Here is a 26348-nt window from a genome sequence, read left to right as displayed (position 1 = left end):
ATGTCGCTCATTCACGGCGGAGTGCGTTTCGTTCCGACCCGCGCCGGGATCGTCAACCTGTGGGACTACCGCGATCAGGAGTTCTGCTTCGCCGACGGGCGCCTGGTGCTGCGTGGTCCCAACGGGTCGGGCAAGACCAAGGCCCTGGAGGTGCTGTTCCCGTTCGTGCTCGACGGGCGGATCGAGCCGCGCAGGCTCAACCCGTTCGCGGGCGAGGAACGCACGATGAAGTCGAATCTGCTGTATCGCAAGCAGGAGTCGGCGTATTCGTACGTGTGGATGGAGTTCGCGCGCGGCAGCTGGGACGATCCCGAGGTCGTGACGGTGGGGATCGGCATGCGCGCCACCCGGTCCTCGGACAAGGTGACGCGCTGGTACTTCGTCGCCGACGGCCGCGCCGGTGTCGACTTCTCCCTCATCGGTCCCGACGACCGGCCGCTGACCCGCAAACAGCTCGCCGAGCAGATCGGCAGCGACGCCATCGTCGACCGGCCGGTGGAGTACCGGGCCGCCATCGACGCCAGGATGTTCGGGCTCGGCGTACAGCGCTACGACCAGCTGATCAACCTGATTCTCACGCTGCGCAGGCCCCAGCTCGCCAAGAACCTGGACCCGCGCGGGCTCTCGCAGGCGCTGACCGACGGCCTGCGCCCGCTCGACGAGCAGCTGATCCTGGACGCGGCGCGCTCGTTCAGCGACATGGAGGAGGTCGGGCGCACCCTCGACGGGCTCGTCCAGGCCGACACCGCGACCCGCCGCTTCGTCGACGTGTATCGCAAATACCTGGCGGTGCAGGCGAAGTCCGATGTCGACCAGGTGCGGACCCGCCTGGACGCGGTGACCAACGCCTCGACCGCGCTGTTCGCGGCGACGGCCCTGCGCACCCGGCGCGAGGCCGACCGGACCGCGGCCGAGGCCAGGGCCGAGGAGGCCGACCGCGCCTACGAACAGGCCATCGCCGACCGCGAGAACCTGCAGCGATCCAGCGCCTACGAGGGCAAGCAGCAGCTCGACGACCTCGCCGACGCCGTGCGCAGGCTCGAGACCTCCGCCGCTGTGCACCGGGACAAGGCCGCGGAGGCGGGGCAGACGCTGCAGCGCCGCGCCGAGGAAGCCGAACGCGCCGCCGAGGCCGTCCGCACCGCGGCCGCCGCCCTGGTCCGCGGCGAGGACGCCCTGCGCGCGGCCGCCGAGGAGGCGGGCATCGAGTGGGTGGCGCCGGGTGCCGACGGCCGCGGCGACCAGATCACCGCCGCCGTGCGCGGGCACGCCGAGGAACGCGACGCCGACGTGCGCGCGGTCCGCAAGGCGATGAGCCGCTGGGAATCCCTCGCCGCCGAGCGCACCCGCGCCCAGCGCCTGGCCGAGCGCGCGGTGGAACTGCGCGACGCCGCGGCGGCCGAGGTCGCCCACGCCGAAGCCGCCGTCGCCCTGGCTCGTACCGAGTCCGCCGCCGCCCTGCGCGCGTGGTGGAAGACCAATGCCGCGGTATTCGCACCGACCACGGCCGGAGTCCCAGCCACCACGGATCGGGACGTCACCGCCGGCGAACCGGGTTCAGCGCGAGCCGCCCGGTCGTCGGACCGCGACACATCGGCGGCTTCTGACGGCACCGGATCGGGCGCGCAGGCCGCCGGACATGGCGCGGACCCGGATCCAGCTGACAGCGAAGCGGGCGGCCGAGCGACCGGAGCAGGCCCGTCGTACACGGGCTCCGACGGTGGCGCTGACGGGTCAGCCGACCTGTTCGCCGCGTTGGAGTGCGCGGTGACCGGGGCCGGCGCCGACGACGCGGCCTCCGCGCCCGAGGTGCTCGCCGAGTACTGCGAGCCGGTGCAGGACCGGATCCGGACGCGGCGGCAGGAGGCCAGATCCCGCGCTGCCGCCGCGGCGGCCCGCCGGGAAAGCCTTGTCGCCGAACGCCGGCGCGTGGCGGCCGAGCGCGATGACGCGCCACCCGCGCACCCCACCGACTCCGATGCGCACGCCGGACTCCCCGGCGCACCGCTGTGGCGCCTGGTCCGCTTCGCCGACACCGTGTCCCCGGCCGAGGCCGCGAGCATCGAAGCCGCCCTGCAGGCCGCGGGTCTGCTCGACGCCTGGATCTGCGGGCCCGACCTGCCACCGGTGGTCGACGGTGTCCGCTACCTGGTCCCCCTGCCCGTCGGCGCGCGGCCCGCGGGGCGCACGCTCGCCGAAGTCCTCGCCGTCGAAGAGGATTCCACCGACCTGCCCGTCCCGACCGAGACGGTCGCGGCGGTCCTCGCCTCCATCGCGCTCACCGAGGACGCGCCGCGTTCCGCGGTCGGCAACGCCGCGCACGCCGCGGGTTCCGGTGCGACAGCCGCCCTCCCGACGAGCGATCCCGCCGCGCGCCACCCGCTCACGCCGGACGCCGACGCCGATCCGACCGCCCCGGGCCACGTCGGCGCCGCGGGCGCGAGCGGCGGCCCGGCGACCTGCGACCGCACCGACCCGGTAGAGCGGCGCAGCGTAACTCCGAAACATGGTGCCGCCCAGGACTTCACGTGCTCGCACCCCACCGTGGCCATCGGCACCGGCGGAACGTTCGCGCACGGCCTGCAACTCGGCCGACACACCAAGGCGCACGCCGAGTACCTCGGCGCGACAGCACGCGCACGGCGCAGGGAGGCGCGCCTGGCCGAACTGGACGCGGCGATCGCCGACGCCGCGTCCGAGATCGAGACCGCGAAGACCGAAGAGTCGACTGCCGCAGCGGAATTGGCCGCGATCAGCGCCGCCGCGAAATCCCTCCCCCGCCCCTCGGCGATCACGGCCGCGTTGCGCGCGGTCGCCGAGACCGCGGGGCTCATGCGGTCCAGGACCGAGGCGGTCACCCAGGCCGAGCGTGAACTCGATCAGGCCGTCGCCGAGGCCACCGCGGCCGACAAGAAGCTGCGCACCACCGCGCAGGCGCATCGCACGCCGACCGAGGCGCGCGAGCTCGACGCCCTCGCGGCCGCGATCCGGCACTTCGAGAACACCGGCACCGGTCTGCTGCGGTTGCGCGCCGAACACGAGCGCGAACGCGAACGCGAACGCGAGGGCGCCGATCGGCACGACGAGGCCCGCGCGCTGGCGGAGGCGTTCGCCGAGGAGGCCGAGGCCGCCCGGCTCGGGTTCACCGAGCAGCAGCGCAAGCTGGAGACCCTGCGCGAGGCGCTGGGCGCGAGCGCCGCCGACATCGATCGCGACCTCGAGGCGGCCCGCGCCGCCATCGAGGCGGCCAAGGCCGAGCAGCGGGCCGCGCGCAAGGCGGCCAACGCGGCGATCGAGGCCGTCGGTGACGCCGAGGCCGCGTACCGCACGGCCAACGAAGCGCTGGCCACCGCGCTCACCGAGGTCCTGGCCGAGGTGCGCTGCCTCGCCCCGTACGCCCGGCCCGATCTGCTGAGCCTGCTCGGAGCATCGGTGGAGCACCGCTGGCCCAGCGCCGATGCCGCCTGGTCGACCCCGGAGCAGTTGCAGTACCGGATCGTCGCGGCCGGTCCCGAGACCGATCCGGTGGTGCTGCCCGAGGAGGTCGCCGCGCTGTTCACCGACCTCGACGCCGCCACCGCGTCGGTGAAGGCCACCGAGGCCGGGCGCAAGTCGACCCGCTCGGCCGTCACCAGCGCGTTGCAGGAGTTCGACGCGGCGCTCACCGCGTCGGGCCGCGACTACCGGCTGCACTGGGACGCCGCCGACGGGCTCACCGTGGTCGCCGTGCACGACGAGAACGGGCAGGCCGCGCTCGCCGATTTCGCCGCCCGCATCGACGCTGCCCGCCGCGATCAGGAACTGCTGCTCACCGACGCCGAGCGCCGCATCCTCGAGGACGCGCTGCTGACCGGGCTGGCCCAGCAGATCCACGAACGCACCACCGACGCCCGCGAACTCATCGCCAGGATGGGCGCGGAGATGAAGCAGCGGCGCATGTCCTCGGGCAATACGATCGGCGTGCACTGGGTGCTGGCCGACGGCCTGTCCGAGGCCGCCCGCGCGATGTGCAAGCTCCTCGATCGTGACACCGCCGCGCTGAGCCCCGAGGATCTGGGCGCGGTGCGCGCGCACTTCGCCGCCGAGATCCGCGCCGCCCGCACGGCGCACCCCGAACGCTCCTACCCGGAGATCCTCGCCGCCACCCTGGATTACCGCACGTGGCGGGTGTTCTCGTTCACGCTGATCAACGGCGACGGCAGCGAGGACAAGCTCACCGTGGCCCGGCACAGCGCGCTCTCCGGTGGTGAGCAGTCGGTCTCGCTGCATCTGCCGCTGTTCGCCGCCGCGCACGTCATGCTCGATTCCGCCGATCCGCAGGCGCCGCGCCTGCTCGCGCTGGACGAGGCATTCGCCGGCGTCGACGACAACGGCCGCAGCGAATTGCTCGGTCTGAGTGTGCAATTCGACCTCGACCTGTTCATGACCGGCTACGACCTGTGGATCACCTACGCCCACGTCCCCGGCTGCGCCCACTACGACCTCGCGCACTCCACCGCCGAGAACACCGTCAGCGCGACCCTGCTGGTGTGGGACAGCGGCGAACTGCTGGCCGAACACGACGGCGGCGACCTCACCACCGCCCTCGGCTCCCCCAACCGCCGCCGCGTCCCGAACACCATCGAGGGCGGCCTCACCCTGGAAGGCATGCCTGGCGAGCCGGCCCCAGTGGGCTGAATCCCCGCACAACCCGGCCGTGCAGACGGGATGCGGCCTGGACCACGGCGGCGAGACGTCGTTGAGCACCCACTGAGTCGGCGGGCGTCGGGATGGTCGCCACGCACAGTGTTGACGGCGGAACGCCGCGGCGGGCGCCGACGCACATGCTCTGCTGGCCGACGGTCGCGCAGGCGTCGACTCGGGGACGCGCCGGTGCCGCCTATCGGGTGTGGGCCTGCGCGATGCGCGCCGCGATCTCGCGCAGGCGCGCATCGAGTTCGGGCGAGTCCCGGATACGGAAGGGGACGCCCAGCGCGATGAGCTGGGTGGCGAGCCATTCGGGGTCGTCGTCGCGGGTCTCCACGAGACGGCAGGCCGTCGGTCCGGCGGCGACGAGGGCATCCGGGTGGGCGCCGAGCCTGCCCGCGACGCGGCCGAGCGCGGCGTCGATAGTCACGTCGACGCGGTATTCCGGTGTCGCCCAATCGGTCCGGCGGCCCGCGACATAGTCCGCCGCGTCGGCGGCGGGCAGCTCGCGAGCCGTACTCCGCGCGCCGGTCGGCTGCGGGGCGGTGATCCGGTCGGCGCGGAAACTGCGCCAGCCGTCCCGCTCGAGGTCGTAGGCGACGAGGTACCAGCGTCGACCCGCCGCCACGACGCCGAGCGGCTCCACATGGCGGCGTGATTCCGCGCCGTCCGCGTCGTGGTACCGCATCCGTACTCGTTCGCGATTGGTGACCGCGGCGGCGAGCACGGTCAGGATCTCCGGGTCCACAGTGGGTCCCGAGCCGGACCGCACGGCGACGGCCGTGCCGACGACCCGGACCCGGCGGCGCAGCTTCGCGGGCAGCACCTGCTCGAGTTTGGTCAGCGCGCGCACCGCGGCGTCCTCGATGCCGGCGACCGACTGCCCGGCCGCCACCCGCAGACCGACCGCGACGGCGACCGCCTCGTCCTCGTCGAGTACCAGCGGCGGCAGCGCCGAGCCCGCGGTGAGCCGGTATCCACCGGCGGCGCCCATCGCCGCGACCACCGGATAGCCCAGCTCGCGCAGCCGGTCGACATCGCGGCGGACGGTGCGGTCGGTGACGCCGAGCCGGTCGGCGAGTTCGCTGCCCGGCCACTCGCGGGGCATCTGCAACAGCGAGAGCAGACGGAGCAGGCGCGCGGCGGTATCGGTCATGACTTCATCCTCCCGCACAAGTAGGACCGATTCTGTCCTATATGACTTCTAGCGTCGATGACACCACCGACCGAGGAGTTCCCGATGACCGTTCGCCCCTTCCGCATCGACATCCCGCAGGCCGATCTCGACGACCTGCGCGACCGCCTCGCCCGCACCCGCTGGGCCGCCCCGCTGCCCGGCGCCGGCTGGGAGCGCGGTGTCCCGGTCGACTACCTGCGGGAGCTGGCGCGCTACTGGGCCGAGGATTTCGATTGGCGCGCACAGGAATCCGCGCTCAACGCGTTCCCGCAGTTCGTCACCGAGATCGACGGACTCGACGTGCACTTCCTGCACGTCCGCTCCCCCGAACCGGACGCGGTGCCGCTGCTGCTGACCCACGGCTGGCCGAACTCGTTCGTCGAGTTCACCCGCACCATCGGCCCGCTCACCGAGCCGCGGGCCCACGGTCTCGATCCGGCGCTCGCCTTCGACGTGGTGATCCCGTCGGTCCCCGGCTTCGGCTTCTCCGCCGCGCCTCGCCAGACGGGGATGAGCACGGCCACCGTCGCGCGCATGTGGACGACGCTGATGGCACGGCTCGGCTACGACCGCTACGGCGCCCAGGGCGGCGATCTCGGCGCCTACGTCGCGCCCGAAATGGCGCTGGCCGCACCGGATCACGTGCTCGGCGTGCATCTCGACGGCGGCATCGGCATGCCCACCGAGGCCGACGTGCCCACGATGTCCGCGGAGGATCTGGCCCAGTGGGAAGAGATGCAGCAGTGGATGACCGGCGGCGTCGACCACCACACCCTGTTGCGGGCGGCACCGCAGACCTTCGCGCTCGGCTGGAACGATTCGCCCGTGGCGCTGCTGGCGTGGATGATCCAGAAGTTCCAGGAGTTCACGCCCATGGCCGAGCTGGCCGAGGACGTGATCGACCGGGATCACCTGCTGACCAATGTCGCGATCTACTGGTTCACCCAGACGACGGGCTCGTCGTCGTGGCCGATGTACAACGGCGTGCGCGACGGCGGTTTCGGCTGGCCGATCGGTCAGAGCCTGGTGCCGACCGGTGTCTACGGCGGCGGGTCACCGCTCATGCGCAAGCTCGCCGACCGCGACAACAAGATCACCCACTGGCCCGCGGGCAACCCCGGCAACCACTTCGTCGCGATGGAGGAACCCGCGGCCCACGTCGCCGACCTCCGGACCTTCTTCGGCGCGCTGCGCTGACCGGCCGGCCCGGCGTCAGCGCAGGCTGGCGTCGGGCACCCGCGGCGGGCAGGGCGCGCCCGGCGCGGTGACCAGCTCGAAGTGCCACCACTCGTTGTCGAAGGTCCGGCACAGGCCCCATCGGTTGCCGTTGGCTTCCAGCCACTGGGCGCCGACCTGGGGGCCGACGTCGATCGCGTGGCCGGAGACGTGGGTGGACTCCTCCGGCGGCAGCACCCAGCGGCGGGCCTCCTCGGGGCTGCCGTAGGTGGCCAGACCGTCCTGCCAGAGCATGTCCTGCTCGGCGTGGGTGCGGTGGCCCGAGGTGATCGACAGCGGCACGTCTTCGGCGTGCGCCTGCTGTTCGGCGAGGGTGTAGGCCAGGGCCAGCGCGGGGTCGAGGCCCTCGGTGCCCGCGGCCGACTGGAACTGTTCGCGCTGGTCGGTCCCGCTCGGCTGGGCGGTGGCGAGGCCGACGCCGACGGCGGTGACGGCCGCCGCGGCCGTGACCGTCACCAGCATCCGGTCGGCCACTCGGCCGAGCACAGTAGTCATGCCGGAATACTATCGACGGTCCGATGCCCGAGCCGACCCGCGGTGGCCGGGCTCGGACACCGCCCAGGTCACCGCATGATCCGGTCCGGTTCGGCCCACGACTCGCCGCCGGTGCGGACGGGCCACCGGCCCGGCGGCGCCGTGTAGGGCGCCAGGTCGGCCCGCAGCCGATGCCGTCCCGGCGCCGGCCGGATCGCACGGTGCACGGCGAACGCGGTGACCGCCCCGATCAGCACCAGTCCGGCCCAGACGAACCGGTCCGCCCCCGCCGCTCTGGCGGCGCCGAAGACGGCTCCCGTCGCCAGGTTGCCCGCCAGGATCGCGACGCCGACGATCGTGTTGTAGAAGCCGTAGTGGGTCGCGACGAGCTTGCCCTCGGCCATCGAGACGACGGTGTCCATCTCGAACGGGAACACCGCGGCCGTCCCGACCGCCAGTACGGCGGCCGCGAGCAGCAGGGCCACCGCCGCGGCCGCCGTGCCGAACGGACCGGAGCCCGGCACGAGAACCAGCGGAACGAACGCCGCCGCGAGCACACCGACCCCGATGACCAGCCCGCGCCCGGTTCCCCAGCGCGCACGAAACCGGGCGGTGATCCGCACCTGTCCGGCCACGGCGACGACGCCGGACACCACGAACACCAGCGCGGTCAGCGTCTGCGCGCCCGCTCCGGAGATGACCTCCGCCTGCAGCGGCAGCGCCAGATACACCTGGAACGAGAGTACATAGGACCCGCCCATCGCCACCGCGAACGCCACGAACCGCCGATGTCCGGCGATCGCGCGCCAGTCACCCAGCACCGACCCCGTCGCGGGGGCGCCACGCCGTTGCGGCAGCGCGCACAGCTGCGCCACCGACAGCACCGCGAACACCACGGCCGCCGCCCCCGCGACCCACCGGAAGTCCAAGCCCAGCAGCGCGATACCGACCAGCGGCCCGGCCAGGATGCCCGCCTGATAGAACACGTTGAACACCGCGAACGCCTCGACCCGCCGCTGCTCCCCCGCCTCGGCCGCCAGGTAGGCGCGCACCGCCGGATTGAACAGCGCCCCGGCGAATCCCGTTGCCGCCGAGGCGATCACCAACATCGGCAGCGAGGTCGCGAAGATCAGCGCCGCGAACCCCGCGGTGCGCAGCAGGCAGCCGGCGACGATGAGCGGCTTGTAGCCGAGCCGATCGGCCAGGGTGCCGCCGACCAGGAACATGCCCTGCTGGGAGAAGTTGCGCACCCCGAGCACCAGGCCGACGGCCCACGCCGCCAGCCCGAGTGGCCCCGACAGATAGCCCGCCAGGTACGGCATCAGCATGTAGAAGCCGAGATTGATGCCGAACTGGTTGATCATGAGCAGCCGGGCCGGGGTGTCGAAGCCGGCGAAGACCCGCAGTGTCTTCACACGATCACCGGCCCCGGCGCGACGGCGGTCGCCGCTGGATCGACCACCGTCGCGCAGCGGGTCCACGATTCGACCACGCGCTCGGCCGGGTGCGCGATGGTCGCGGGTTCGGCGGGCGGCGGGCCGGTGAGGAGATCGTGTGCGCGGCAATAGGTGTCGTTGTAGACGGTGTCGAAGTAGCGGTGCGGCCCGTCCGGGAACACCGCGGCGACCGTCGTCTCCGGCGCGGTGGTGCGCGCCACCCAGCCCGCGACGAGCGCGACCGCGCCGACACTCCATCCGCCGGTGGCGTAGTGCGTGGCCGCCAGCGCCCGGCAGGCCCAGACGGCCTCCGCCGGGGCGACCCAGTGGACCTCGTCGAACGCGGCGTAGTCGACGTTGGCCGGGTGGATGTTCGAGCCGAGCCCCCGCATGAGGCGCGGGCCCGCGGGCTGACCGAAGATCGTCGAGGCCACGGTGTCGACCCCGATCAGGCGCAGCGCCGGGTGGTGGCGCCGCAGGGCGCGGGCGACGCCGGCCGAGTGCCCGCCGGTGCCGACCGCGCACACCAGCACGTCGACGCGGCCCAATTGTTCGAGCAGTTCGTCGGCCAGTCCGGCGTAGCCGTCCGACGCGTCGGGGTTGCTGTACTGATCCGGGCACCACGCGGTGGGTGCGGCCGCGAGCAGGGCGGCGACGCGGTCGCGGCGCGCCTGCTGCCAGCCACCGACCGGGTGCGGGCGGTCCACCAGATCGACCCGCGCGCCGAACGCCGCCAGCATGCGGGCGACGATCGGTTCCAGGCCGGGATCGGTCACCACGGTCACCGGGTGACCGTGCTCGAGGCCGGCCAGCGCCAGGCCCAGTCCGAAGGTGCCACTGCTGGATTCGACGATCGGCGCGCCGGGACGGAGGTCACCGCGTTCCTTCGCGCACCGCACCATGTGCAGGGCGGGCCGGTCCTTCATCCCGCCGGGATTGAATCCTTCCAGTTTGGCCCAGAATCCCCGGTCGCCGGTGGCCAGTGGGGCACCGACCCACATGACCGGGGTGTTGCCGACCAGCGCGTGTGGCCGGGCGGCGAGCGCGGGAAGGGTCCTGTCGAGCGCGTGTTCCTGCATTGTCTGTCGCTTTCCTGTGGGCTCCGCCGGGCACGGCGGAGCTGGCGAGAACGGGCAGCGGACACCGGCCCACCCGCGGCGGGCGGCCTGGCGCTGACCGGTCAGCGTCGACAGATGCAGATCTGGCAGAGGATGTCGCGACCCCGGCGACACCGCGGGGAGGAGTGCGGCGGTGCGCGTGGCGCGAGCGCGGGATGACCCAGGCTCGCGAGCAGCACGAGTACCACCCCGGCGAACAGGCCCAGCGCGGGCAGGACGAGACCGCTGTCGGCCACCGCCGTGTCGGCGAGGCAGTGGTCGGGCAGCGGATGGTCGGGCACGGCGTGATCGGCCGCGGCCACGACCGCGGCGAGGAGCCCGGCCTCGTGGTGCTCGTCGTGATGCACCGTGGTGCAATCGATCACGAGCGCGCACAGCACCGCGACCACGAGCATCAGGGCGCGCACGGTTCCCGGGTGCGCGGCGGAACGGCCGGTCGACTGACCCACCGCACCTCCCTTCCACACACCGACGACGAACCCCGCCGACCAAGCTACTACGTCGATGCGTAGACGCTGGTCAGCGCGCCACCACGGTGCGGAAAGCGCTCAGTCGCCGCGTCGCCAGCGCGCGATCGCCCGGCCGAGATCGGTGCGCGGCGGCTCGTCGTAGAGCCATTCCCTGGCCAGGTGATGCCAGTTGGCGCTCGCCCGGAGCTGGCCGAGGGTGGCGAAGGTGAACAGGTCGGCCCGGCGGGAGAAGACGTGTTCGGGTGGGAGCAGCTGGCGGTGCATGCCCTGGAATTCCACCGCGCGCGGGTCGACGGCGAGCAGTACCGCGCTGGTGGCGAGTTCCGGGGTGATCGTCACCTCCTCGTCGAGCAGGTGCCATCCGCAGGCGGCCCACACATAGGCCAGGCACTCCTCCACGGTGACGCCCGCCTCCGGGTCGATGATGCCGCGTCCCACCCAGGCCGCGTACAGATCGTCGGGGCGGTTCTCCCCCGCCGCGCGTAGACAGGACCGCTCGAATTCCACGTGCTCGGGCGCCATCCGGTGATAGAGCCCGAAATCGACGAAGGCGAGCCTGCCGTCCTCGGCGAGCAGCACATTGCCCGGATGCGGGTCACCGCAGAACTCGTTGTCGGTGAACAAGGTGCCGAGATAGAAGCGGTAGATGAGCTCGCCGTAGTGGTCGCGCTCGGCGGCGCCCAGCTCCTGCAGGCGGGAGAACGGGTGGCCCGCGACGTATTCGGTCACCAGCACGTCCCGTGAGCAGTACTCCTCGATGGCGTCGGGCACGGTGATGAAGGGGTGGCCCCGGTAGCGCTGTGCCACCCGGTGCTGAGTGCGCGCCTCGCGCGGATAGTCGAGTTCGCTGCGCAGATTGTCGGCGATCTCCTCCAGCACACCGGTGTCGGCCATCGACGGCAGCACGGATCTGGCCATCTTGCTGAGGAATTCGAGGTTGCCGATATCGGCGTGGACGGCGCGTTCCACCCCGGGGTACTTCACCTTCACCGCGACCTCGCGCCCGTCGCGCAGGCGCGCGCGGTGCACCTGACCGAGGGAGGCGGCCGCGAGCGCGGTCTCGTCGAACTCGGCGAAGACGCCCGACAGCGGTCCCAGATCGTCTTCGACGACGCGGCGCGTCGTCGCGAACTCCATGGTCGGCGCGCGGTCACGCAGGGCGGCGAGCTGACGCCCGAACTGCTCGCGGTGGGACTCGGGCACGAAATCGAGGTCGAGCACCGACAGCATCTGGCCCAGCTTCATCGCCGAGCCCTTCATGCTGCCCAGCACCGCCACGATCTGCTGGGCGGTCTTCATCGCCGACCGTTCGGCCAGCACCTGCCTGGCCTCGTCGGTGCGCGCGAGCATCGACAGCCGCATCCCGAGGCCGCGCACGGTCTGTTCCGCGGCCAGCTGCCCGAGTGCGGCGCCACGCGCCACGCGCCCCTCTGGCACTCCGCCGGCCGCCATCGCCACCCCCGTCGAGCCGTCCAGCGTCTATCGGGCGTCACCCTACCCCGCGAATCGATCAAGCGCCCAGTAGACGACCGAAGACCCCGGCGGCGCCGGGGTCTTCGTGGGAGCGCGGTGCTTACACCCGTTCCTTCGAACGGGTGCGCACCCGCAGCGCGATGGGCTTGGAGGTCTCGGCGAAGAAGTCGTTGCCCTTGTCGTCCACGACGATGAAGGCCGGGAAGTCCTCGACGTCGATCTTCCAGACCGCCTCCATGCCGAGCTCGGGGTATTCGAGGACCTCGACGTTCTTGATGCAGTCCAGGGCGAGCCGGGCGGCGGGACCGCCGATGGAGCCCAGGTAGAAGCCGCCGTGCTCGTTGCACGCCTTGGTGACCTGGGCGGAGCGATTGCCCTTGGCCAGCATGACCATCGAGCCGCCCGCGGCCTGGAACTGGTCGACGTAGGAGTCCATCCGGCCCGCGGTGGTGGGGCCGAACGAGCCGGAGGCGTAGCCCTCGGGGGTCTTGGCCGGACCGGCGTAGTAGACGGCCATGTCGCGCAGGTACTGCGGCATCGGCTCGCCCGCGTCGAGGCGTTCCTTGATCTTGGCGTGCGCGATGTCGCGGGCCACGACCAGCGGGCCGGTCAGCGAAAGACGGGTCTTCACCGGGTATTTCGAGAGCTCGGCGCGGATCTCGTCCATCGGCCGGTTCAGGTCGATCTTCACCACGTCGCCGCCGAGGATCTCCTCGGTCTGCTCCGGAAGGTACTGGGCCGGTTCGGTTTCCAGCTGCTCCAGGAAGATGCCGTCCTTGGTGATCTTGGCCAGCGCCTGGCGGTCGGCCGAGCAGGACACCGCGATGGCGACCGGGCAGGAGGCGCCGTGGCGGGGCAGGCGGACCACGCGCACGTCGTGGCAGAAGTACTTGCCGCCGAACTGCGCGCCGATGCCGAACTCGCGGGTGAGCTGGAAGACCTCTTCCTCGAGCTCGAGATCACGGAAGGCGTGGCCGGTGATCGAGCCCTCGGTGGGCAGGTTGTCCAGGTAGTGCGCCGAGGCGTACTTGGCTGTCTTGAGTGCGAATTCGGCACTGGTGCCGCCGATGACCACGGCGAGGTGGTACGGCGGGCAGGCCGCGGTGCCCAGCGAACGGATCTTCTCGTCGAGGAACTCGAGCATGCGCTCGGGGTTCAGGACGGCCTTGGTCTCCTGGTACAGGAACGACTTGTTGGCCGAACCGCCACCCTTGGCCATGAACAGGAACTTGTAGACCGGGTTGTCGGCGTCGCCCTCGGTCGAGTACAGCTCGATCTGGGCGGGCAGGTTGGAGCCGGTGTTCTTCTCGTCCCACATGGTGATCGGGGCGAGCTGGGAGTAGCGCAGGTTCAGCGTGGAGTACGCGTCGAACACGCCGCGGCTGATCCACTCGGCGTCGTCGACGCCGGTCAGCACGCCCTCGCTCTTCTTGCCCATCACGATCGCGGTGCCGGTGTCCTGGCACATCGGCAGCACGCCGCCCGCGGAGATGTTGAGGTTCTTGAGCAGGTCGAGCGCCACGAAGCGGTCGTTGCCCGAGGACTCCGGGTCGTCGATGATCTTGCGCAGCTGGCGCAGGTGCGCGGGGCGCAGGTAGTGGCTGATGTCGTGGATCGCCGTCTCGGTGAGCAGCCGCAGCGCCTCGGGCTCGACCTGCAGGAAGGTGCGACCGTTGTGCTCGAAGGTGCTGACCCCCTCGGTGGTGAGCAGGCGGTACGGCGTGTCGTCGGCGCCGATCGGCAGCAGATCGGAATAGCGGAACTCCGGCGCGGTCACGAATCGCACTCCTCGGGTGGCTGGTCACAAAGCACTCGGAGCCTATCGAGCACCGCCACCCACCCCGCTGGTTAGGCAACCCTATGTGACGCGAAGAACGGAATTTGAACAAAGGTCGAGGTTGCACGTTCAACACAAACGGTGCTACCCATTCTCCGGACGGTGGCGGGGTGTGCACCGTTCCAATCCGAAGCCTGCACCTTCAGACTGGAGCTCGATCGTGACCGATCCACAGTGGCTCGATGATGTCGAAATGCGTGCCTGGCTGGGCTATGTCCGAACCCGCGACCTGATCGCCGCGGCGATCGGGCGCGACGCGGTCCGGGCCGCCGACCTCAGCTGGGTGGAGTACTCGGTCCTCGTGTACCTCGCCGACGCGCCGGGTCAGCGTTTGACCTTCGCTGACCTGGCCGGCGCACTCGAATGGTCGCAGAGCAGGCTCTCCCACCAGATCACCCGCATGCAGAAGCGCGGACTGGTGACCAGGGAGACCATGCCGCACGACCAGCGCCGCACGGTGGCCCGGCTGACGCCCGCGGGCGGGCAGTTGCTCACCACGGCGGCGCCCGCGCACGTGCGCAGTGTGCGCAAGCACATGATCGACGTGCTCGATCGCGGCCAGCTCGCCGCACTCGCCGAGATCTACGACGTGCTGATCAACCACCACCGCAGTGCGGCAGGGGGATTCGGGCCCACCGGGCGGGGCAGGTCCGCGGCCGAGACGGCCGAGGAGCCCGCCGCAGACATGGCGGGCGGCTAGCTCCCCGCGCTGCCGCCCCCACCGCTGCCGCCGCCACTGCTGTCGGGACGCTGCCCCAGGCCACCGCGCAGCACCTTGCCGCCCGCGGTGGGGACGCCGCGGTCGTACACTCCGCTGCCGGACGGCCGGACGAACGTGCCCGCGGCCAGCGCGATGGCGGCGCCGACAGCCGGGTACAGGAAGGTGTCGGTGTGCCGGTACCAGAAGGTCTTGTAACGGTCGTCGGAAGTGTCGCACTTCTCGTCGGCGACCCGGGTGTCGGTGCTGGTGTCGACGCACACGCCCACGGCCGTCGGCTGCGCGGTCCCGCTGGTGGTGGTCGTCGGCTTGACCGTGGTGGTCGTCTTGGTCGTGGTCACCGCGGGCCTGGTGGTCGTGGTCGCGCGGTGCGAGGTCGACTCGACTCCAGCGCCGCACCCGGCAGAGACGAGCGCGACCGCCACCACGGCGGGCAGCGTGCTGGTGACACTGCGCGACTTCATCATCCGGGCGCGACGGTTCCCGCCGCTGTCTCCCCCACTCACGTTTCCCCCTCGGGCACTGCGTTTTTCGGTCGGACACGATCGGTCACCGATGGTAGCGGCAGGCCAGGACGCGCGGACGCGAAAACACCCGCGGACTCCGGTCCGCGGGTGTTCGACCGGGAGGGCTAGCGGGCGAGATCCGCGGTGGTGAGCGGACGTTCGAAGCCAGCGGGAACCCCGAGGGCGCGCTCGAAACCGTCCGGCACGATGACGTCGCCGCGGTCCAGGTCGGCGATCGAGGTCTTGCGCAGGCCGAGCAGCGCGGAATCGATACCGCCGCGCAGGATGTCGAGCACGTTCTCCACGCCCGCCTGGCCGTTGGCGGCCAGACCCCACAGGTAGGCGCGGCCGATGAGCACCGCGCGGGCGCCCAGCGCCACGGCCTTGACGACGTCGCTGCCGCGCCGGATGCCGCCGTCGAGCACCACCTCGATCTGGCCGCCGACCGCGTCGGCGAGCACCGGCAGCGCCCGGATGGCGGCCGGGGTGCCGTCGAGGTTGTTGCCGCCGTGGTTGGACACCGAGATGCCTGCCACGCCCGCGTCGACCGCGCGCAGCGCGTCGTCGACCCGCATCACGCCCTTGAGCAGCACCGGACCGTCCCACTGGGCGCAGATCCAGGCGACGTCGTCCCAGTCCGGGGCCGGGGTCTGCATCCACTCGCCGTAGGCGCCGAAGAAACCGGGCGCCGCGCCGCCGCCGACGGCCATGTTGGGGGCGGTGAGGTCGGGGATGGAGCCCGAGCGCAGGTAGGTGGCCAGCCAGCGCGGCCGGGCGAGGGTCTGCGGCGCGAACTTCATCATGGTGCGCAGGTTCAGCGATTCGGGGATGACCGGGCTGCCCCAGTCGCGCCCGTGCGAGAACGACCAGTCCAGCGTGAGGATGAGGCCCACCGCGCCGGCCGCCTTGGCCCGCGCCATCCGCTCGAGGATCTGGTCGCGGTTGCCACACCAGTACAGCTGGAACAGCGTGGACGGATTGGCCGCGATCACCTCTTCGATCGACTTGCTCGCGAAGGAGCTCAGTCCCATGGCGATCCCGCGCGCGGCCGCGGCCCTGGCGACGGCGACCTCGCCGTCGGGGTGCACCGCCTGCACGCCGGTGGGCGAGATCAGCACGGGCATCGAGACCTGCTGGCCGAGCACGGTGGTCGACTGGTCACGCTCGCCGATCGGGCCAGCGCAGTGCGGGGCGAAGCCGAGTTCGGTGAACGCGGTCTGATTGTCCTCGATGGTCTGGCCACGTTCCGAGCCCGCGATCAGCGCGCCGTACACCGACTTCGGCAGGCGCTTGCGGGCGCGGCGCTGCGCCTCGGCGACGGTCTCGAACCAGGGGTTCATCGATGTGATCCTTCCTCACGATCCTGCGGCCACCAGTGGCCCAGGTCTGTCCGTAACGCGGTGGTCGCCGCGCGCAGCAGCGCGGCGCCTTCGTCGGCGTTCGCCCCGGTGGGGTCGCCGAGAATTCCGTTGGGGCTGACCGCGCGCACACCGCCCGCGCGCAACAGCGGCAGCAGTTCGGTCAGCGGGCGCCCGTCGCCCGGTTCGGCCAGCTCGGGACGCACCCGCTCGGGGGTGAGCGCGAGCTGGATCGCGGTCTCGGTGCGGCCCGCGTGCGGGTCGCCGCCGTAGCCGGGTGTGAACAGCCGGACATCGCGTGATTCGGTGCGCAGCAGCGCCACCGCCCGCCGTAGCGCCTCGACATTGCCGCCGTGGCCGTTGACCAGCACGATCCGCGAGAACGTGTCGGTGGCCGAGCGGCACAGTTCGACGACGAGCAGTTCCAGCGCGGCCTGCCCGATCGACAGGGTGCCCGCGAACCCGGCGTGCTCGCCGCTGGCGCCGTAGGGCACGGCGGGCGCGACCAGCACGTCGGCGCGCTCGGCGGCGACGCGGGCGCACACGGCCGCGGCGATGTCGGTGTCGGTCGACAGCGGCAGGTGCGGGCCGTGCTGCTCGGTGGCGCCGAGCGGGATGAGCAGGATCACTCCCGTGGAGGCACATGCGCCCGCCTCGGGCCATGTGAGGTGAGCCACGAACATGGTCCGAACATTAACGACAGTCACTGACATAATCAAGGGCCCCGCGCGCCCTACTCTGTATCCATGTCCGCCCCGACACCGCGCGCGCACCGCGGTCGCCCGCCGCGCACCACGCGCCGCGAACTCGAAGTCATCGCCATGAAGCTGTTCGCCGAGCACGGCTTCGACGAGGTCACCGTGGAACGGATCGCGGCGGCCGCCGGGGTCAGCGAACGGACCTTCTTCCGGTACTTCCCGAGCAAGACCGAGGTGCTGTGGCACCAGTTCGACAACGAGGTCGCCGACCTGCGCGCGGCGTTCGCCGCCGTGCCCGACGACGAGCCGATGATGGCCGCAGTGCGCCGGATCGTGGTGGCGGCCAACCGCTATCGCGCCGAGGACATCCCTGAACTGCGCACCAGGATGCGCCTGGTCTCCGGGGTTCCCGCGCTCTCGGCGGGCGCGGGCGCACACTACGACGCCTGGGAACGCGCGGTCGGCGAATTCGCCGCCCGCAGGCTCGGGACCGGCGCCGACGACCTGATCCCGCTGGCCGTCGGGCGCACCACCCTGGCCGCGGCGCGGGCGGCCTTCGACGCCTGGCTGACCCGCGGCGACACCGACCTGACCGAGTACCTGGACCGCGCGCTGCGGGCACTCGAGCGCGGGTTCGCCCCGTCGTAGCGGGAGTGCGCTGGGTAACCCGCACGTTTGCGCGGCATCGGGGGTGGGGTATGAGTAGGCTCGAGTCGATGCGCGCCGCGCGTCCGAACCGATGTCCGTCGAAAGGGGCAGGAGTTTCCATGTCCGAGGTGTCCACGAGTCTTTCGACGGATTCGGTGCCAGCGCGCCCTGTCGACAATCTCCTGCCTCAGCTGGTCGAGCACCTCAGGCAGAACCGCACCGCGCTGCGCGAGGAATGGGCCCGCCGCATCACCGAGGCCCAGCTGCTCACCGCGATGACCCCGGAGGAGATCTTCTCCGAGGCGACCTCGATCTTCGACAACTACGTCGAGGTGCTCGAGACCGGTAGCGTCGAGGCCCTGCAGGCCTACGCCCGCGATCTGTCCGAGCGCATCATTCCCCGGGGCGTCGAGACCGACGAGGTCCTCGGCATCGTGCTGCTGCTGCGCGACGTGCTGGCCCGATCGCTGTTCTCGAAGTACCAGTCGAACTTCGAGATGCTCAACCAGGTGCTCGACGCCTACGAGCCCGCCGCCAACCGCATCGCCAACACCGTGGGCGTCTCGTTCGTGCAGGAACGCGAGCGCGTGATCAGCCGCCAGCAGGAGGCCATCCGCGAGCTGTCCACCCCGGTGCTGCAGGTGCGCGAGCAGCTGCTCATCCTGCCGATCATCGGTGTGCTCGACTCCCAGCGCGCCCGCCAGCTCACCGAGCAGTTGCTGCGCGCCATCCGCGCCAACCGCGCCAAGGTCGTCGTCATCGACATCACCGGTGTGCCCGCGATCGACTCCGTGGTGGCCAACCACCTCGTGCAGACCGTCGACGCCTCCGGCCTGATGGGCGCCAACGTCATCATCACCGGCCTGTCCTCGGAGATCGCGCTGACCCTGGTGACGATCGGCCTGGATCTGTCCAAGATGAACGCCGTCGGTGACCTGCAGGGCGGCATCGAGGAGGCCGAACGCCTGCTGGGTTACGAGGTCTCTCGGGTCACCGAGCGCCTGGTCGAGCGAGACGGGCGCTGATCAGGCCCACCATGCCGGTACCTATTCTCAAACAAGGCACGTTCCTCATCGCCTCGGTGCAGTCGGCCCTGACCGACGCCGACACCGAGCGCTTGCAGGACGACCTGATGAAGCAGGTCAGTCGCTATCGCGCGACCGGCATCATCGTCGATGTCACCGCCATCGACGTCATGGACTCCTTCGCCGCGCGCTCGCTGCGCACCATCGCGCACATGACCCAGCTGCGCGGCGCGGAGACGGTCATCGTCGGCTTGCAGCCCGAGGTCGCCTTCGCCATGGTGCAGCTCGGGCTGACCTTCGAGGACATGCACACCGCGCTGGATCTGGAAGAGGGCCTCGCCTGGCTCAACCGGCACCCGCGCAGCCGAAGAGACGGTCGTGACAGTGGCCGCTGAGCAGGTTGCGATCGCGGTCAAGGTGTCCGAGGACATCGTGACCGCACGTCAGGCCGGGCACGAGCTGGGGGCTCAACTCGGCTTCACCCTCACCGACCGCACCATGATCTCCACCGCCATCTCCGAAATCGCCCGCAACATCACCAGTTACGCGGGCAGCGGGGAGATCCGGCTGCTTGTCGACCTCAGGGAGGGCCGTCGGGCTCTCGTCGTCCAGGCCGAGGACCAGGGTCCCGGCATCCGGGACATCCCGCGCGCCCTGGAGGACGGGTACTCCACCGGCCGCGGACTCGGTCTCGGCCTGCCCGGCGCGCGCAGGCTGATGGATCGGCTCACCATCGATTCCGCCCCGGGACGCGGGACGTTGATCGAGATGTGGAAGTGGGTACCCGACGGTGCATGAAGACGGGATCATCGGCCGCACGGAATGGTCGACGGCCGGTCGGGCACTGCCCGGGCAGGACGTCTCCGGAGACCGCGCGGTCGTCCTCGACACCGGCGACGGCGGGGCGCTGTTCGGCGTGCTCGACGGCCTCGGGCACGGTGCGGCGGCCGCCGACGCCGCCGACCGCGCGATGGTCATCCTCTCGGACAACCGTGGCGAACCGCTGGATGTCCTGATGGTGCTCTGCCATCGCGCGATGGTCGAAACCCGCGGCGCCGCGGTGTCGTTGGCGCTGATCGGTCCCGGCGAGACGCTGCAGTGGCTCGGCGTGGGCAATGTCGAGTCACGCCTGCTCACCCGCGGCCCGGCCGGTCCGGAACTGCGCGCGACGATGCTGCTCACCGGCGGCATCGTCGGCTACCGGCTGCCCTCCCACCTGCAACCGCAGACCCTGCCGATCCGGCCGGGCGATCTGCTGCTGATGGCCACCGACGGCATCGTCGCGGTCGGCCCCGAATCCATCGATCTGGCACGCCCCGCCGCCGCGATCGCGAGCGACCTGCTCGCGCGTGACGCCAAGGACACCGATGACGCCCTGGTGCTCGCGGCCCGCTACCGCGGAGCCTGCCCATGAGAGGCCGCCGATGAGCGCTGTCCTGGCCGCATTCCTCGACGACTATTCGGCGGCGTTACGCCGTCACGTCGCCGCGCCCGGCCAGGCGGGCCTCACCGAGGGCTACGACCTCGGCAGGCGAGCGCTCGTGGAGGACATCAGCCTGCTCGACCTCACCGAGCACCACTACCGCACCGTCGCCGAGTTCGCGGGCCGGCCCGCCGACCCGCGCGGCGCCGAGGTGGCGCTGGAGTTCCTGTTGCAGACCATGGCGGCGCTCGACATCGCCACCCGCGGCTACCTCGACGGAACCCGCCGCTACGAGCAGCAGCGCTCGCGCGCCGAGGATCTGGCCGGACGCGACGCGTTCCGCACCGCGCTGGTGGAATCGCTGCAGGACGGCTTCTTCGTCGCCGACTCGCAGGGCACCATCGTCGAGGTGAACTCCGCGTTCGGGGTGCTCACCGGCTACGACGCCGATCAGGTGCCCTATCCCCTGCCGCATCCGTGGACCCTCTCCGAGCGCGCCGGATATCCCCAGATCGGTACGGACGCTTCACGTTTCGTGATGCCGATCCGGCACCGCGACGGGCGCGAGCGCTGGCTGGCGGTGAGCGCGAGTTCACTGGTGAAGCAGGAGAACAACGAGCAGATCTTCGTCGGCACGGTGCGCGACGTGACCGCCGAGCACGACGCGCAAGCCCGCGATCAGGCCGCCTCCCGACTGGCCACCGCGGTGGGCGCGGCGACGAGCATGGTGGAGGTGCTCGCCGTCGGGCTCGACGAGCTGCGCCGCACCATGGGGGCGCGCACCGCGCTGGTGGCGGTGTGGCCGAGCCGGACCGGGCAGCCCGATGTGTACTCGTGCGGCGAGCCGCCGGCGGAGGACGCCGAGAACATCGAGGGCGCACCACGATTCACCGCCGCGCCGGTGCCGGACCCGTCCGGCCGGATCACCCTCGACGACGAGACGCGCGGCCTGCTCGACCGGGCGCGCAGGCAGCCCGCGCGCGGGCTGTCGGCCATCACCGGCGAGGACAGCGGGGTCGACGCGGTGGTGGCACCGCTGGGCGAGACCGGCGACGCCGCGCTGTGGGTGCGCTTCGGGGCGCCGCGCGTGATCAGCGCGGCCGACTGGGCGCTGTATTCGCTGCTGGTCGGCCATCTCAGTGTCGCGCTGCAGCGTGCCCGCAACTTCGACCAGGCCCGCGCCACCTCGCTGACGCTGCAGCGCGCGATGCTCGGCCCGATCGAGCTGCCGCCGCGGTTCTCGGTGCACTACGAGCCGGCGCTGCCGCCGCTCGAGATCGGTGGCGACTGGTACGACGTGGTGCCGCTGCGCGACGGCACGATCGGCGTGGTGGTGGGCGACTGTGTGGGCCGCGGCCTGTCGGCGGCGGTGGTGATGGGCCAATTGCGCACGGCCGCACGGGCTCTGCTCCTGCGCGGGGCCGGACCGGCGCAGCTGCTCAGCGAGCTCGATGCCGTGGCCGCGCGGATTCCGGGCGCCATGTGCACCACCGTGTGCGCGGCCGTGCTGGATCCCGAACGCGGCATGGTGCGCTACTCCAACGCGGGCCACATGCCGCCGATCCTGGCGCCGCCCGGCGGACCGGGACGAATCCTCGAGGGCGGGCGCGCGGTGCCGCTGGCCACGTTCGAGACCCCGCGCAGGCCGGAGGCCACCACGGCGCTGCCGCCGGGGGCCACCCTGGTGTTGTTCACCGACGGCCTCGTCGAACAGCGCGGCTACGACATCGACGAGGGCTTCGTGAAGATCGCGGGCGTGCTCAGCGAGACCGGCGGCGCGCTCCCCCGCGACGTCGCCGACGCGGTGCTCTCCCGCCTGTGCCCGCCCGCCGGGTACGACGACGACGTCGCGATGGTGGTCTACCGCCAGCCGCCCGAACCGCTGCACCTCGACATCCCCGCCGCCGCGGCGGAACTGACCGGCCTGCGCCGGGACCTGTACCGCTGGTTCGCGACCGCGGCGGTCCCCCACGACCTGGCCGCCGACCTGGTCGCCGCCGCCAACGAGGCGTGCAGCAACAGCGTCGAGCACGCCTATCGGGACGCCGAGCCGGGGCGGGTCACCCTCACCGCGACGTGCGAGGGCGACCGCGTGGTGATCGAGGTCGCCGACACCGGCCGCTGGATCCCGACGCCCACCGATCCGGGCTTCCGTGGCCGCGGTGTGGAGATGATGCGGGTGCTCACCGAGGATCTGGAGTTCGGCCACGACGAGAACGGCACCCGCGTGCGCATGTGGGTGACGTTGCCGTCGATCACCTTCCCGACCGCCAATCCCCTGCGCGGCTCCACCCGTCCGTCGGCGCTGCACGCCCGCGCCTGACGGCCGGGGCGGGCCGTCAGGACCCGGTCGTCGTCTCGTAGGCCTCCAGGTCGAAGGTGCGCAGCTGACGGCGGTACCGGAAGCTGAAGTCCGGCCACAGGGCCGAGTTGCGGCCGTGCTTGTCGATGAACCAGCTGTCGCAACCGCCGGTGACCCACACGGTGCGGGCCATCTTCGGCTCGAGCGCGCGGTTGTAGGCGCGCTGCACGTCCAGTTTCACCTCGAAGGTGCGCAGGTCGCGGTCCGCCATGGTGGTGATCGCGTCGAGGAGGTAGGCGATCTGCGACTCGATGACGTAGATCAGCGAGGTGTAGTTCAGCCCGGAGTTGGCGCCCAGCATGAGGAACATGTTGGGGAACCCGGCCACCGTGACGCCCTTGTAGAGCTGGTAGCCCTCCTCGTCGGCGGCCTCGGCCATGGTGCGGCCGTCGCGGCCGGTGTAGAGGTTGTAGGTCGGCGAGTCGGCCACGTGGAAGCCGGTGGCCAGGACGATGGCGTCGACCTCGCGTTCGGTGCCGTCCTCGGTGACGATCGAACCGGCGCGCACCTCGGCGATGCCGTCGGTGACCAGGTCGACGTTGTCCCGATCGATCGCGCGGTAGAACTTGTTGGACACCAGCATTCGCTTGCAGCCGATCGGGTGTCCGGGCACCACCTTCCGGCGCTTGGCCGGATCGCGGATCTCGAGCCACATCTTGGCCCGGCCGACCAGCTCCAGCGCCTTGCCCGTCCACGGCGCCTTCACCTGGGTGATGACGAAGAACTCGCGCATCAGGTAGATCAGCCCGCGCAGCAGCCGCTGCAACCCGGGTAGCCGCCGGAACGCGAAGCGCTCCACCGCCAGGTACGGCCGGTTCAGCTGCGGCATCACCCAGGTCGCCGTGCGCTGGTACAGGTCAAGGCGCGCGACCTCGGGGGCGATCGAGGGAACGATCTGCACCGAGGAGGACCCGGTGCCGATGACGGCGACCTTCTTGCCCGCCAGACTCGCCTCGTGATCCCAGCGCGCCGAATGGAAGATCTGGCCCTCGAAGCTCGAAAGCCCCTTGATGTCGGGCAGTTTCGGCTCGGCGAGCACGCCGGCGGCGGAGACCACGAAGTCGGCGGTGAACGCGCCACGGGAGGTGTCGACCTCCCAGTGCGCCGCGGCCTCGATCCAGCGCGCCCCGGTCATGGCGCAGTCGAACAGGTGCTTGTCGCGCACGCCGTACCGATCGGCCAGACCGCGCAGATACTGTTCGATCTCGGCCTGCGGGGAGAACGAACGCGACCAGTTCGGGTTCAGCGCGAACGAGTACGAGTACAGGTGCGAGGGCACGTCGCAGCCCGCCCCGGGATAGGTGTTGTCGCGCCAGGTCCCGCCCACGTCGGGTCCGCGTTCGACCACGACGTAGTCGGTCAGACCGCGCTGACTGAGCCGGATCGCGGTGCCGAGGCCGGACAGGCCGCTGCCGACGATCAGCACGCGGACGTGCCGCCGGGCCGGCGCACCGGATGTGTTGCTACTGCTCATGGCGTGACCTCAGCGGGCTTCGTAGATGCGTTTGTGGCCGGATACCGCGGCGAGCCGGAACGGGCGACGCGTTTGCTCGGGCATGGCGTGGTAGGCGCCGTCACTGGGCGAGCCGGCTTCGTGCAGCGCGCGGTAGTGCTCGTAGCCGATGAGTTCGCGCGAGGCGATGGCGGCCCGGTTGGCCTCGGTGCGCAGGTGGTCGCGGTAGCCGGGGACGACTGTGCCGCTGAAGAATTCGGCCACGCTGCCGGACCCGTAGCTGATCAGGGCCAGTGCGCGATCGGTGAGGTCGTCCGCGTGGTCGAGCAGCGCGGCCAGGCCGAGGTAGAGGGAGGCGGTGTAGCTGTTGCCGACGGTGCGGTTGTAGTGGGTGGTGGCCCCGATCGCGGCCTCGATCGCGGCGGAATCGGCGGTGTGGCCCTGGCTTTCGAGCAGATGCCGGTGCGCCTTGTAGGCCATCTTGGTGAAGGGCTGGTGATAGCAGAACGCGGCGAACTCCGCGAGGTCGCGCCCGCCCTGGCGCCGGTAGTCGCTCCAGGCCTCCTGGGCGGCCTTCTGGTAGGCGTTCACCGAGGTCTTGCCGTCGACGATGGCCTCGGAGCGGTAGTTGGGCCGCCAGAAGTCCATGATGTCGGCGCTGTAGAGCCCCGAGTGCGGGTCCAGCGCCAGGATGGCGGGATCCGCGGTGACCAGCATCGCGACCGCGGCGGCGCCCTGGGTGGGCTCGCCGGGGGTGTCGAGCTCGTACTTGGCGATGTCGGCGGCGATGACCAGCACCCGCTGCGCCGGGTCGCGGGCGATCAGTCCGGCGGCGAACTGCAGTCCGGCGGTGCCGCCGTAGCAGGCCTGCTTGAGCTCCACCACGCGCGCGGCGTTGGGCAGCCCGATCAGCGAATGCAGGTACAGCGCGGCGGCTTTGGACTGGTCGACGCCGGTCTCGGTGGCCAGCAACACGGTGCGGATGTTGTCGGTGCCGTGCCGTTCGAGGATGGGCGCCGCGGCCGCGGCCGCGATGGTGACGATGTCCTCGTCGGCGGCGGCGACGCTCATCTTCTCCTGGCCGATGCCGAGGTAGAACTTGTCGCGGTCCACGCCGAGTCGCTCGGCGAGGACGGCGTGGTCGAGGGCGTAGTGGGTGGTGGCGAACGACAGGTCGTGAATGCCTACGGCGAGTGTGTTCATCGTTGTGTTCCGTTGCTCGTGGTTGACCGCTCGAACTGGGTGTGGGCGCGCATCAATTCGCCGCGGTTGGTCTGGGCGGCCATCAGCGACAGCTCGCCGCACAGCACGGTGGCCGCGGCGATGACGGCGAGGCAGCGCGCGTTGGCGCCGGGCTCCCGCTCGGCACGGCAGCCGAGGCGCTCGAGGTTCTCGTCCACGAAGCTGGCGTGTTTGCCGTTGCCGACGGTCCCGACGATCAGGTTGGGCAGCGTGCACGAGAAGTACAGGTCACCGTCGCGGTCCTCGGCGTGGGTGACGCCCTGGGAGCCCTCGACGATATTGGCCGCGTCCTGACCGGTGGCCAGGTAGAACGCGAGCAGCATGTTGGCGTAATGCGCGTTGGCGGAGCGGATTCCGCCGGCGAGCAGGGTGCCGATCAGGTTCTTGCGGATGTTGAGTTCCACCACCTGGCGGGCGGTGGTGTGCAGGCGCTGCTCGACCACCGCGCGCGGCACCAGCAGTTCGGTGACGACGTTCTTGCCGCGCCCCAGGATGCCGTTGACCGCGGTGGCCTTCTTGTCGGTGCAGAAGTTGCCCGAGATGGAGCCGTAGCGCACACCGGACACGGTGCTCAGGATGTGGTCCATCAGGTGATCGCTGGCGAGCGTGGCCATGTTGTGGCCCGAGGCGTCGCCGGTGCTGAACTCGAAGCGCAGGAACAGCAGGTTGCCGTTGATCTGGTGGTGCAGGTCGATCAGGCGGGCGAAGCGGCTGCTGCCCGCGACCACCTCCTGCAATTCGGCGAAGCGGTCCTTCAGCTGCCGCACGGCGGTGAGCGCGGTGTAGGCGTCGTCGGCTTCGAGCAGGATCGAGCGGGTCATCCGCTCGTCGATGAGGGTCGCGACGATGCCGCGCTCGGACAGCGTCGAGATCCGGGCGCCGCGGCCGACCGAGGGCCACAGCGGTGTCTCGTAGGTGGCGAGTGGGACGTCGACGGCGTCGTCGACGATCGTGCCCGTGATGCGTATCGGGCCCACCCACTGCAGTGGGACCGCCGCGTACGACATG

Annotated in this window: 22 protein-coding genes; 9 read left to right on the top strand and 13 right to left on the bottom strand. The window is 71.3% G+C overall.

All coding sequences use genetic code 11. The features are described 5' to 3' along the window. The gene (locus DFR69_RS31090; protein WP_244198548.1) at nucleotides 1-4677 is read left to right on the top strand and encodes an SbcC/MukB-like Walker B domain-containing protein; all 4677 of its coding nucleotides are present in this window, start codon (nucleotides 1-3) and stop codon (nucleotides 4675-4677) included. A gap of 202 nt (nucleotides 4678-4879) precedes the next feature. On the opposite strand, the gene DFR69_RS31085 is transcribed toward DFR69_RS31090, so the two are convergent. Then, nucleotides 4880-5842: a helix-turn-helix transcriptional regulator gene (locus DFR69_RS31085; RefSeq protein WP_110041250.1), complete on the bottom strand. Its 963-nt coding sequence runs from the start codon at nucleotides 5840-5842 to the stop codon at nucleotides 4880-4882. A gap of 84 nt (nucleotides 5843-5926) precedes the next feature. Here DFR69_RS31085 and DFR69_RS31080 point away from each other — a divergent pair, with 84 nt between their 5' ends. Beyond that, on the top strand, nucleotides 5927-7060 hold the full coding sequence (locus DFR69_RS31080; protein WP_110041326.1) for an epoxide hydrolase family protein: 1134 nt from the start codon (nucleotides 5927-5929) through the stop codon (nucleotides 7058-7060). A gap of 15 nt (nucleotides 7061-7075) precedes the next feature. Here DFR69_RS31080 and DFR69_RS31075 read toward each other — a convergent pair whose 3' ends face one another. The 6 genes from DFR69_RS31075 to DFR69_RS31050 all read right to left on the bottom strand — a co-directional run bounded on the left by DFR69_RS31075 (nucleotide 7076) and on the right by DFR69_RS31050 (nucleotide 13847). Beyond that, nucleotides 7076-7594, bottom strand: a complete 519-nt coding sequence (locus DFR69_RS31075) for a M15 family metallopeptidase (RefSeq protein WP_244198547.1) — start codon at nucleotides 7592-7594, stop codon at nucleotides 7076-7078. Nucleotides 7595-7662: 68 nt separating this feature from the next. Continuing rightward, complete coding sequence (locus tag DFR69_RS31070; protein ID WP_110041324.1) at nucleotides 7663-8937, bottom strand: MFS transporter; 1275 nt, start codon at nucleotides 8935-8937, stop codon at nucleotides 7663-7665. Nucleotides 8938-8984: 47 nt separating this feature from the next. After that, on the bottom strand, nucleotides 8985-10088 hold the full coding sequence (locus tag DFR69_RS31065) for a PLP-dependent cysteine synthase family protein (RefSeq protein ID WP_110041249.1): 1104 nt from the start codon (nucleotides 10086-10088) through the stop codon (nucleotides 8985-8987). Between the two features lie 101 nt (nucleotides 10089-10189). Continuing rightward, nucleotides 10190-10576, bottom strand: coding sequence for a putative copper homeostasis (lipo)protein LpqS (gene lpqS / locus DFR69_RS31060; protein WP_146229474.1), 387 nt, complete (start codon nucleotides 10574-10576; stop codon nucleotides 10190-10192). A 99-nt stretch (nucleotides 10577-10675) separates the two neighbouring features. Beyond that, nucleotides 10676-12049 carry an ABC1 kinase family protein gene (locus DFR69_RS31055; RefSeq protein ID WP_110041247.1) on the bottom strand — a complete coding sequence of 458 codons (1374 nt, stop codon included), beginning with the start codon at nucleotides 12047-12049 and terminating at the stop codon, nucleotides 10676-10678. Nucleotides 12050-12170: 121 nt separating this feature from the next. Next, a complete protein-coding gene (locus tag DFR69_RS31050; protein ID WP_167456474.1) occupies nucleotides 12171-13847 on the bottom strand; it encodes a fumarate hydratase in 1677 nt (558 codons plus the stop codon). 220 nt (nucleotides 13848-14067) lie between these two features. Between DFR69_RS31050 and DFR69_RS31045 the strand changes: the two genes are divergently transcribed. Then, nucleotides 14068-14607, top strand: a complete 540-nt coding sequence (locus DFR69_RS31045) for a MarR family winged helix-turn-helix transcriptional regulator (RefSeq protein WP_244198546.1) — start codon at nucleotides 14068-14070, stop codon at nucleotides 14605-14607. On the opposite strand, the gene DFR69_RS34920 is transcribed toward DFR69_RS31045, so the two are convergent. The 3 genes from DFR69_RS34920 to mftE all read right to left on the bottom strand — a co-directional run bounded on the left by DFR69_RS34920 (nucleotide 14604) and on the right by mftE (nucleotide 17172). After that, nucleotides 14604-15131 carry a hypothetical protein gene (locus DFR69_RS34920; protein WP_146229473.1) on the bottom strand — a complete coding sequence of 176 codons (528 nt, stop codon included), beginning with the start codon at nucleotides 15129-15131 and terminating at the stop codon, nucleotides 14604-14606. The genes DFR69_RS31045 and DFR69_RS34920 overlap by 4 nt on opposite strands. Nucleotides 15132-15256: 125 nt before the next feature. Beyond that, entirely contained in the window at nucleotides 15257-16471 is a 1215-nt protein-coding gene (gene mftD / locus DFR69_RS31035) for a pre-mycofactocin synthase MftD (RefSeq protein ID WP_110041244.1), read from the bottom strand. Then, entirely contained in the window at nucleotides 16468-17172 is a 705-nt protein-coding gene (mftE, locus tag DFR69_RS31030; protein ID WP_110041243.1) for a mycofactocin biosynthesis peptidyl-dipeptidase MftE, read from the bottom strand. The genes mftD and mftE overlap by 4 nt, the downstream gene beginning before the upstream one ends. 63 nt (nucleotides 17173-17235) lie before the next feature. Here mftE and mftR point away from each other — a divergent pair, with 63 nt between their 5' ends. From mftR to DFR69_RS31000, 6 genes are all read left to right on the top strand, one after another. Then, nucleotides 17236-17835: a mycofactocin system transcriptional regulator gene (mftR, locus tag DFR69_RS31025; RefSeq protein WP_110041242.1), complete on the top strand. Its 600-nt coding sequence runs from the start codon at nucleotides 17236-17238 to the stop codon at nucleotides 17833-17835. 119 nt (nucleotides 17836-17954) lie between these two features. Beyond that, on the top strand, nucleotides 17955-18860 hold the full coding sequence (locus DFR69_RS31020; protein WP_110041241.1) for an STAS domain-containing protein: 906 nt from the start codon (nucleotides 17955-17957) through the stop codon (nucleotides 18858-18860). Between the two features lie 11 nt (nucleotides 18861-18871). Further along, nucleotides 18872-19255: an STAS domain-containing protein gene (locus DFR69_RS31015; RefSeq protein WP_110041240.1), complete on the top strand. Its 384-nt coding sequence runs from the start codon at nucleotides 18872-18874 to the stop codon at nucleotides 19253-19255. Continuing rightward, complete coding sequence (locus DFR69_RS31010; protein ID WP_110041239.1) at nucleotides 19245-19658, top strand: ATP-binding protein; 414 nt, start codon at nucleotides 19245-19247, stop codon at nucleotides 19656-19658. The genes DFR69_RS31015 and DFR69_RS31010 overlap by 11 nt, the downstream gene beginning before the upstream one ends. Next, complete coding sequence (locus DFR69_RS31005) at nucleotides 19651-20274, top strand: PP2C family serine/threonine-protein phosphatase (protein WP_110041238.1); 624 nt, start codon at nucleotides 19651-19653, stop codon at nucleotides 20272-20274. The genes DFR69_RS31010 and DFR69_RS31005 overlap by 8 nt, the downstream gene beginning before the upstream one ends. 10 nt (nucleotides 20275-20284) lie before the next feature. Continuing rightward, the gene (locus DFR69_RS31000) at nucleotides 20285-22606 is read left to right on the top strand and encodes a SpoIIE family protein phosphatase (protein ID WP_110041237.1); all 2322 of its coding nucleotides are present in this window, start codon (nucleotides 20285-20287) and stop codon (nucleotides 22604-22606) included. 16 nt (nucleotides 22607-22622) lie between these two features. Here DFR69_RS31000 and DFR69_RS30995 read toward each other — a convergent pair whose 3' ends face one another. The 3 genes from DFR69_RS30995 to DFR69_RS30985 are packed head-to-tail and all read right to left on the bottom strand — an operon-like array spanning nucleotide 22623 to nucleotide 26347. Further along, nucleotides 22623-24119: a flavin-containing monooxygenase gene (locus DFR69_RS30995; RefSeq protein WP_110041236.1), complete on the bottom strand. Its 1497-nt coding sequence runs from the start codon at nucleotides 24117-24119 to the stop codon at nucleotides 22623-22625. Nucleotides 24120-24128: 9 nt separating this feature from the next. Next, on the bottom strand, nucleotides 24129-25301 hold the full coding sequence (locus DFR69_RS30990) for a hydroxymethylglutaryl-CoA synthase (protein ID WP_110041235.1): 1173 nt from the start codon (nucleotides 25299-25301) through the stop codon (nucleotides 24129-24131). After that, nucleotides 25298-26347: a hydroxymethylglutaryl-CoA reductase gene (locus DFR69_RS30985; protein ID WP_110041234.1), complete on the bottom strand. Its 1050-nt coding sequence runs from the start codon at nucleotides 26345-26347 to the stop codon at nucleotides 25298-25300. Before DFR69_RS30985 ends, DFR69_RS30990 begins: the two co-directional genes overlap by 4 nt. Nucleotide 26348: the final 1 nt, after the last annotated feature.

The organism is Nocardia neocaledoniensis (assembly GCF_003182135.1).
Lineage (GTDB): Bacteria > Actinomycetota > Actinomycetes > Mycobacteriales > Mycobacteriaceae > Nocardia > Nocardia neocaledoniensis.
The sequence above is the reverse complement of the archived record's forward strand: the minus strand, read 5'-3'. Positions and strand labels throughout refer to the sequence as shown.

Coding starts and splice junctions, on each gene's coding strand:
- DFR69_RS31000 (WP_110041237.1), top strand. CDS start 20,285: ATGAGCGCTGTCCTGGCCGCATTCCTCGACGACTATTCGGCGGCGTTA.
- mftD (WP_110041244.1), bottom strand. CDS start 16,471: ATGAACCCCTGGTTCGAGACCGTCGCCGAGGCGCAGCGCCGCGCCCGC.
- DFR69_RS31070 (WP_110041324.1), bottom strand. CDS start 8,937: ATGATCAACCAGTTCGGCATCAATCTCGGCTTCTACATGCTGATGCCG.
- DFR69_RS30985 (WP_110041234.1), bottom strand. CDS start 26,347: ATGTCGTACGCGGCGGTCCCACTGCAGTGGGTGGGCCCGATACGCATC.
- DFR69_RS31085 (WP_110041250.1), bottom strand. CDS start 5,842: ATGACCGATACCGCCGCGCGCCTGCTCCGTCTGCTCTCGCTGTTGCAG.
- DFR69_RS31080 (WP_110041326.1), top strand. CDS start 5,927: ATGACCGTTCGCCCCTTCCGCATCGACATCCCGCAGGCCGATCTCGAC.
- DFR69_RS31065 (WP_110041249.1), bottom strand. CDS start 10,088: ATGCAGGAACACGCGCTCGACAGGACCCTTCCCGCGCTCGCCGCCCGG.
- DFR69_RS31015 (WP_110041240.1), top strand. CDS start 18,872: ATGCCGGTACCTATTCTCAAACAAGGCACGTTCCTCATCGCCTCGGTG.
- DFR69_RS31090 (WP_244198548.1), top strand. CDS start 1: ATGTCGCTCATTCACGGCGGAGTGCGTTTCGTTCCGACCCGCGCCGGG.
- DFR69_RS30995 (WP_110041236.1), bottom strand. CDS start 24,119: ATGAGCAGTAGCAACACATCCGGTGCGCCGGCCCGGCGGCACGTCCGC.
- DFR69_RS30990 (WP_110041235.1), bottom strand. CDS start 25,301: ATGAACACACTCGCCGTAGGCATTCACGACCTGTCGTTCGCCACCACC.
- DFR69_RS31055 (WP_110041247.1), bottom strand. CDS start 12,049: ATGGCGGCCGGCGGAGTGCCAGAGGGGCGCGTGGCGCGTGGCGCCGCA.
- DFR69_RS31020 (WP_110041241.1), top strand. CDS start 17,955: ATGTCCGAGGTGTCCACGAGTCTTTCGACGGATTCGGTGCCAGCGCGC.
- mftE (WP_110041243.1), bottom strand. CDS start 17,172: ATGTTCGTGGCTCACCTCACATGGCCCGAGGCGGGCGCATGTGCCTCC.
- DFR69_RS31075 (WP_244198547.1), bottom strand. CDS start 7,594: ATGACTACTGTGCTCGGCCGAGTGGCCGACCGGATGCTGGTGACGGTC.
- mftR (WP_110041242.1), top strand. CDS start 17,236: ATGTCCGCCCCGACACCGCGCGCGCACCGCGGTCGCCCGCCGCGCACC.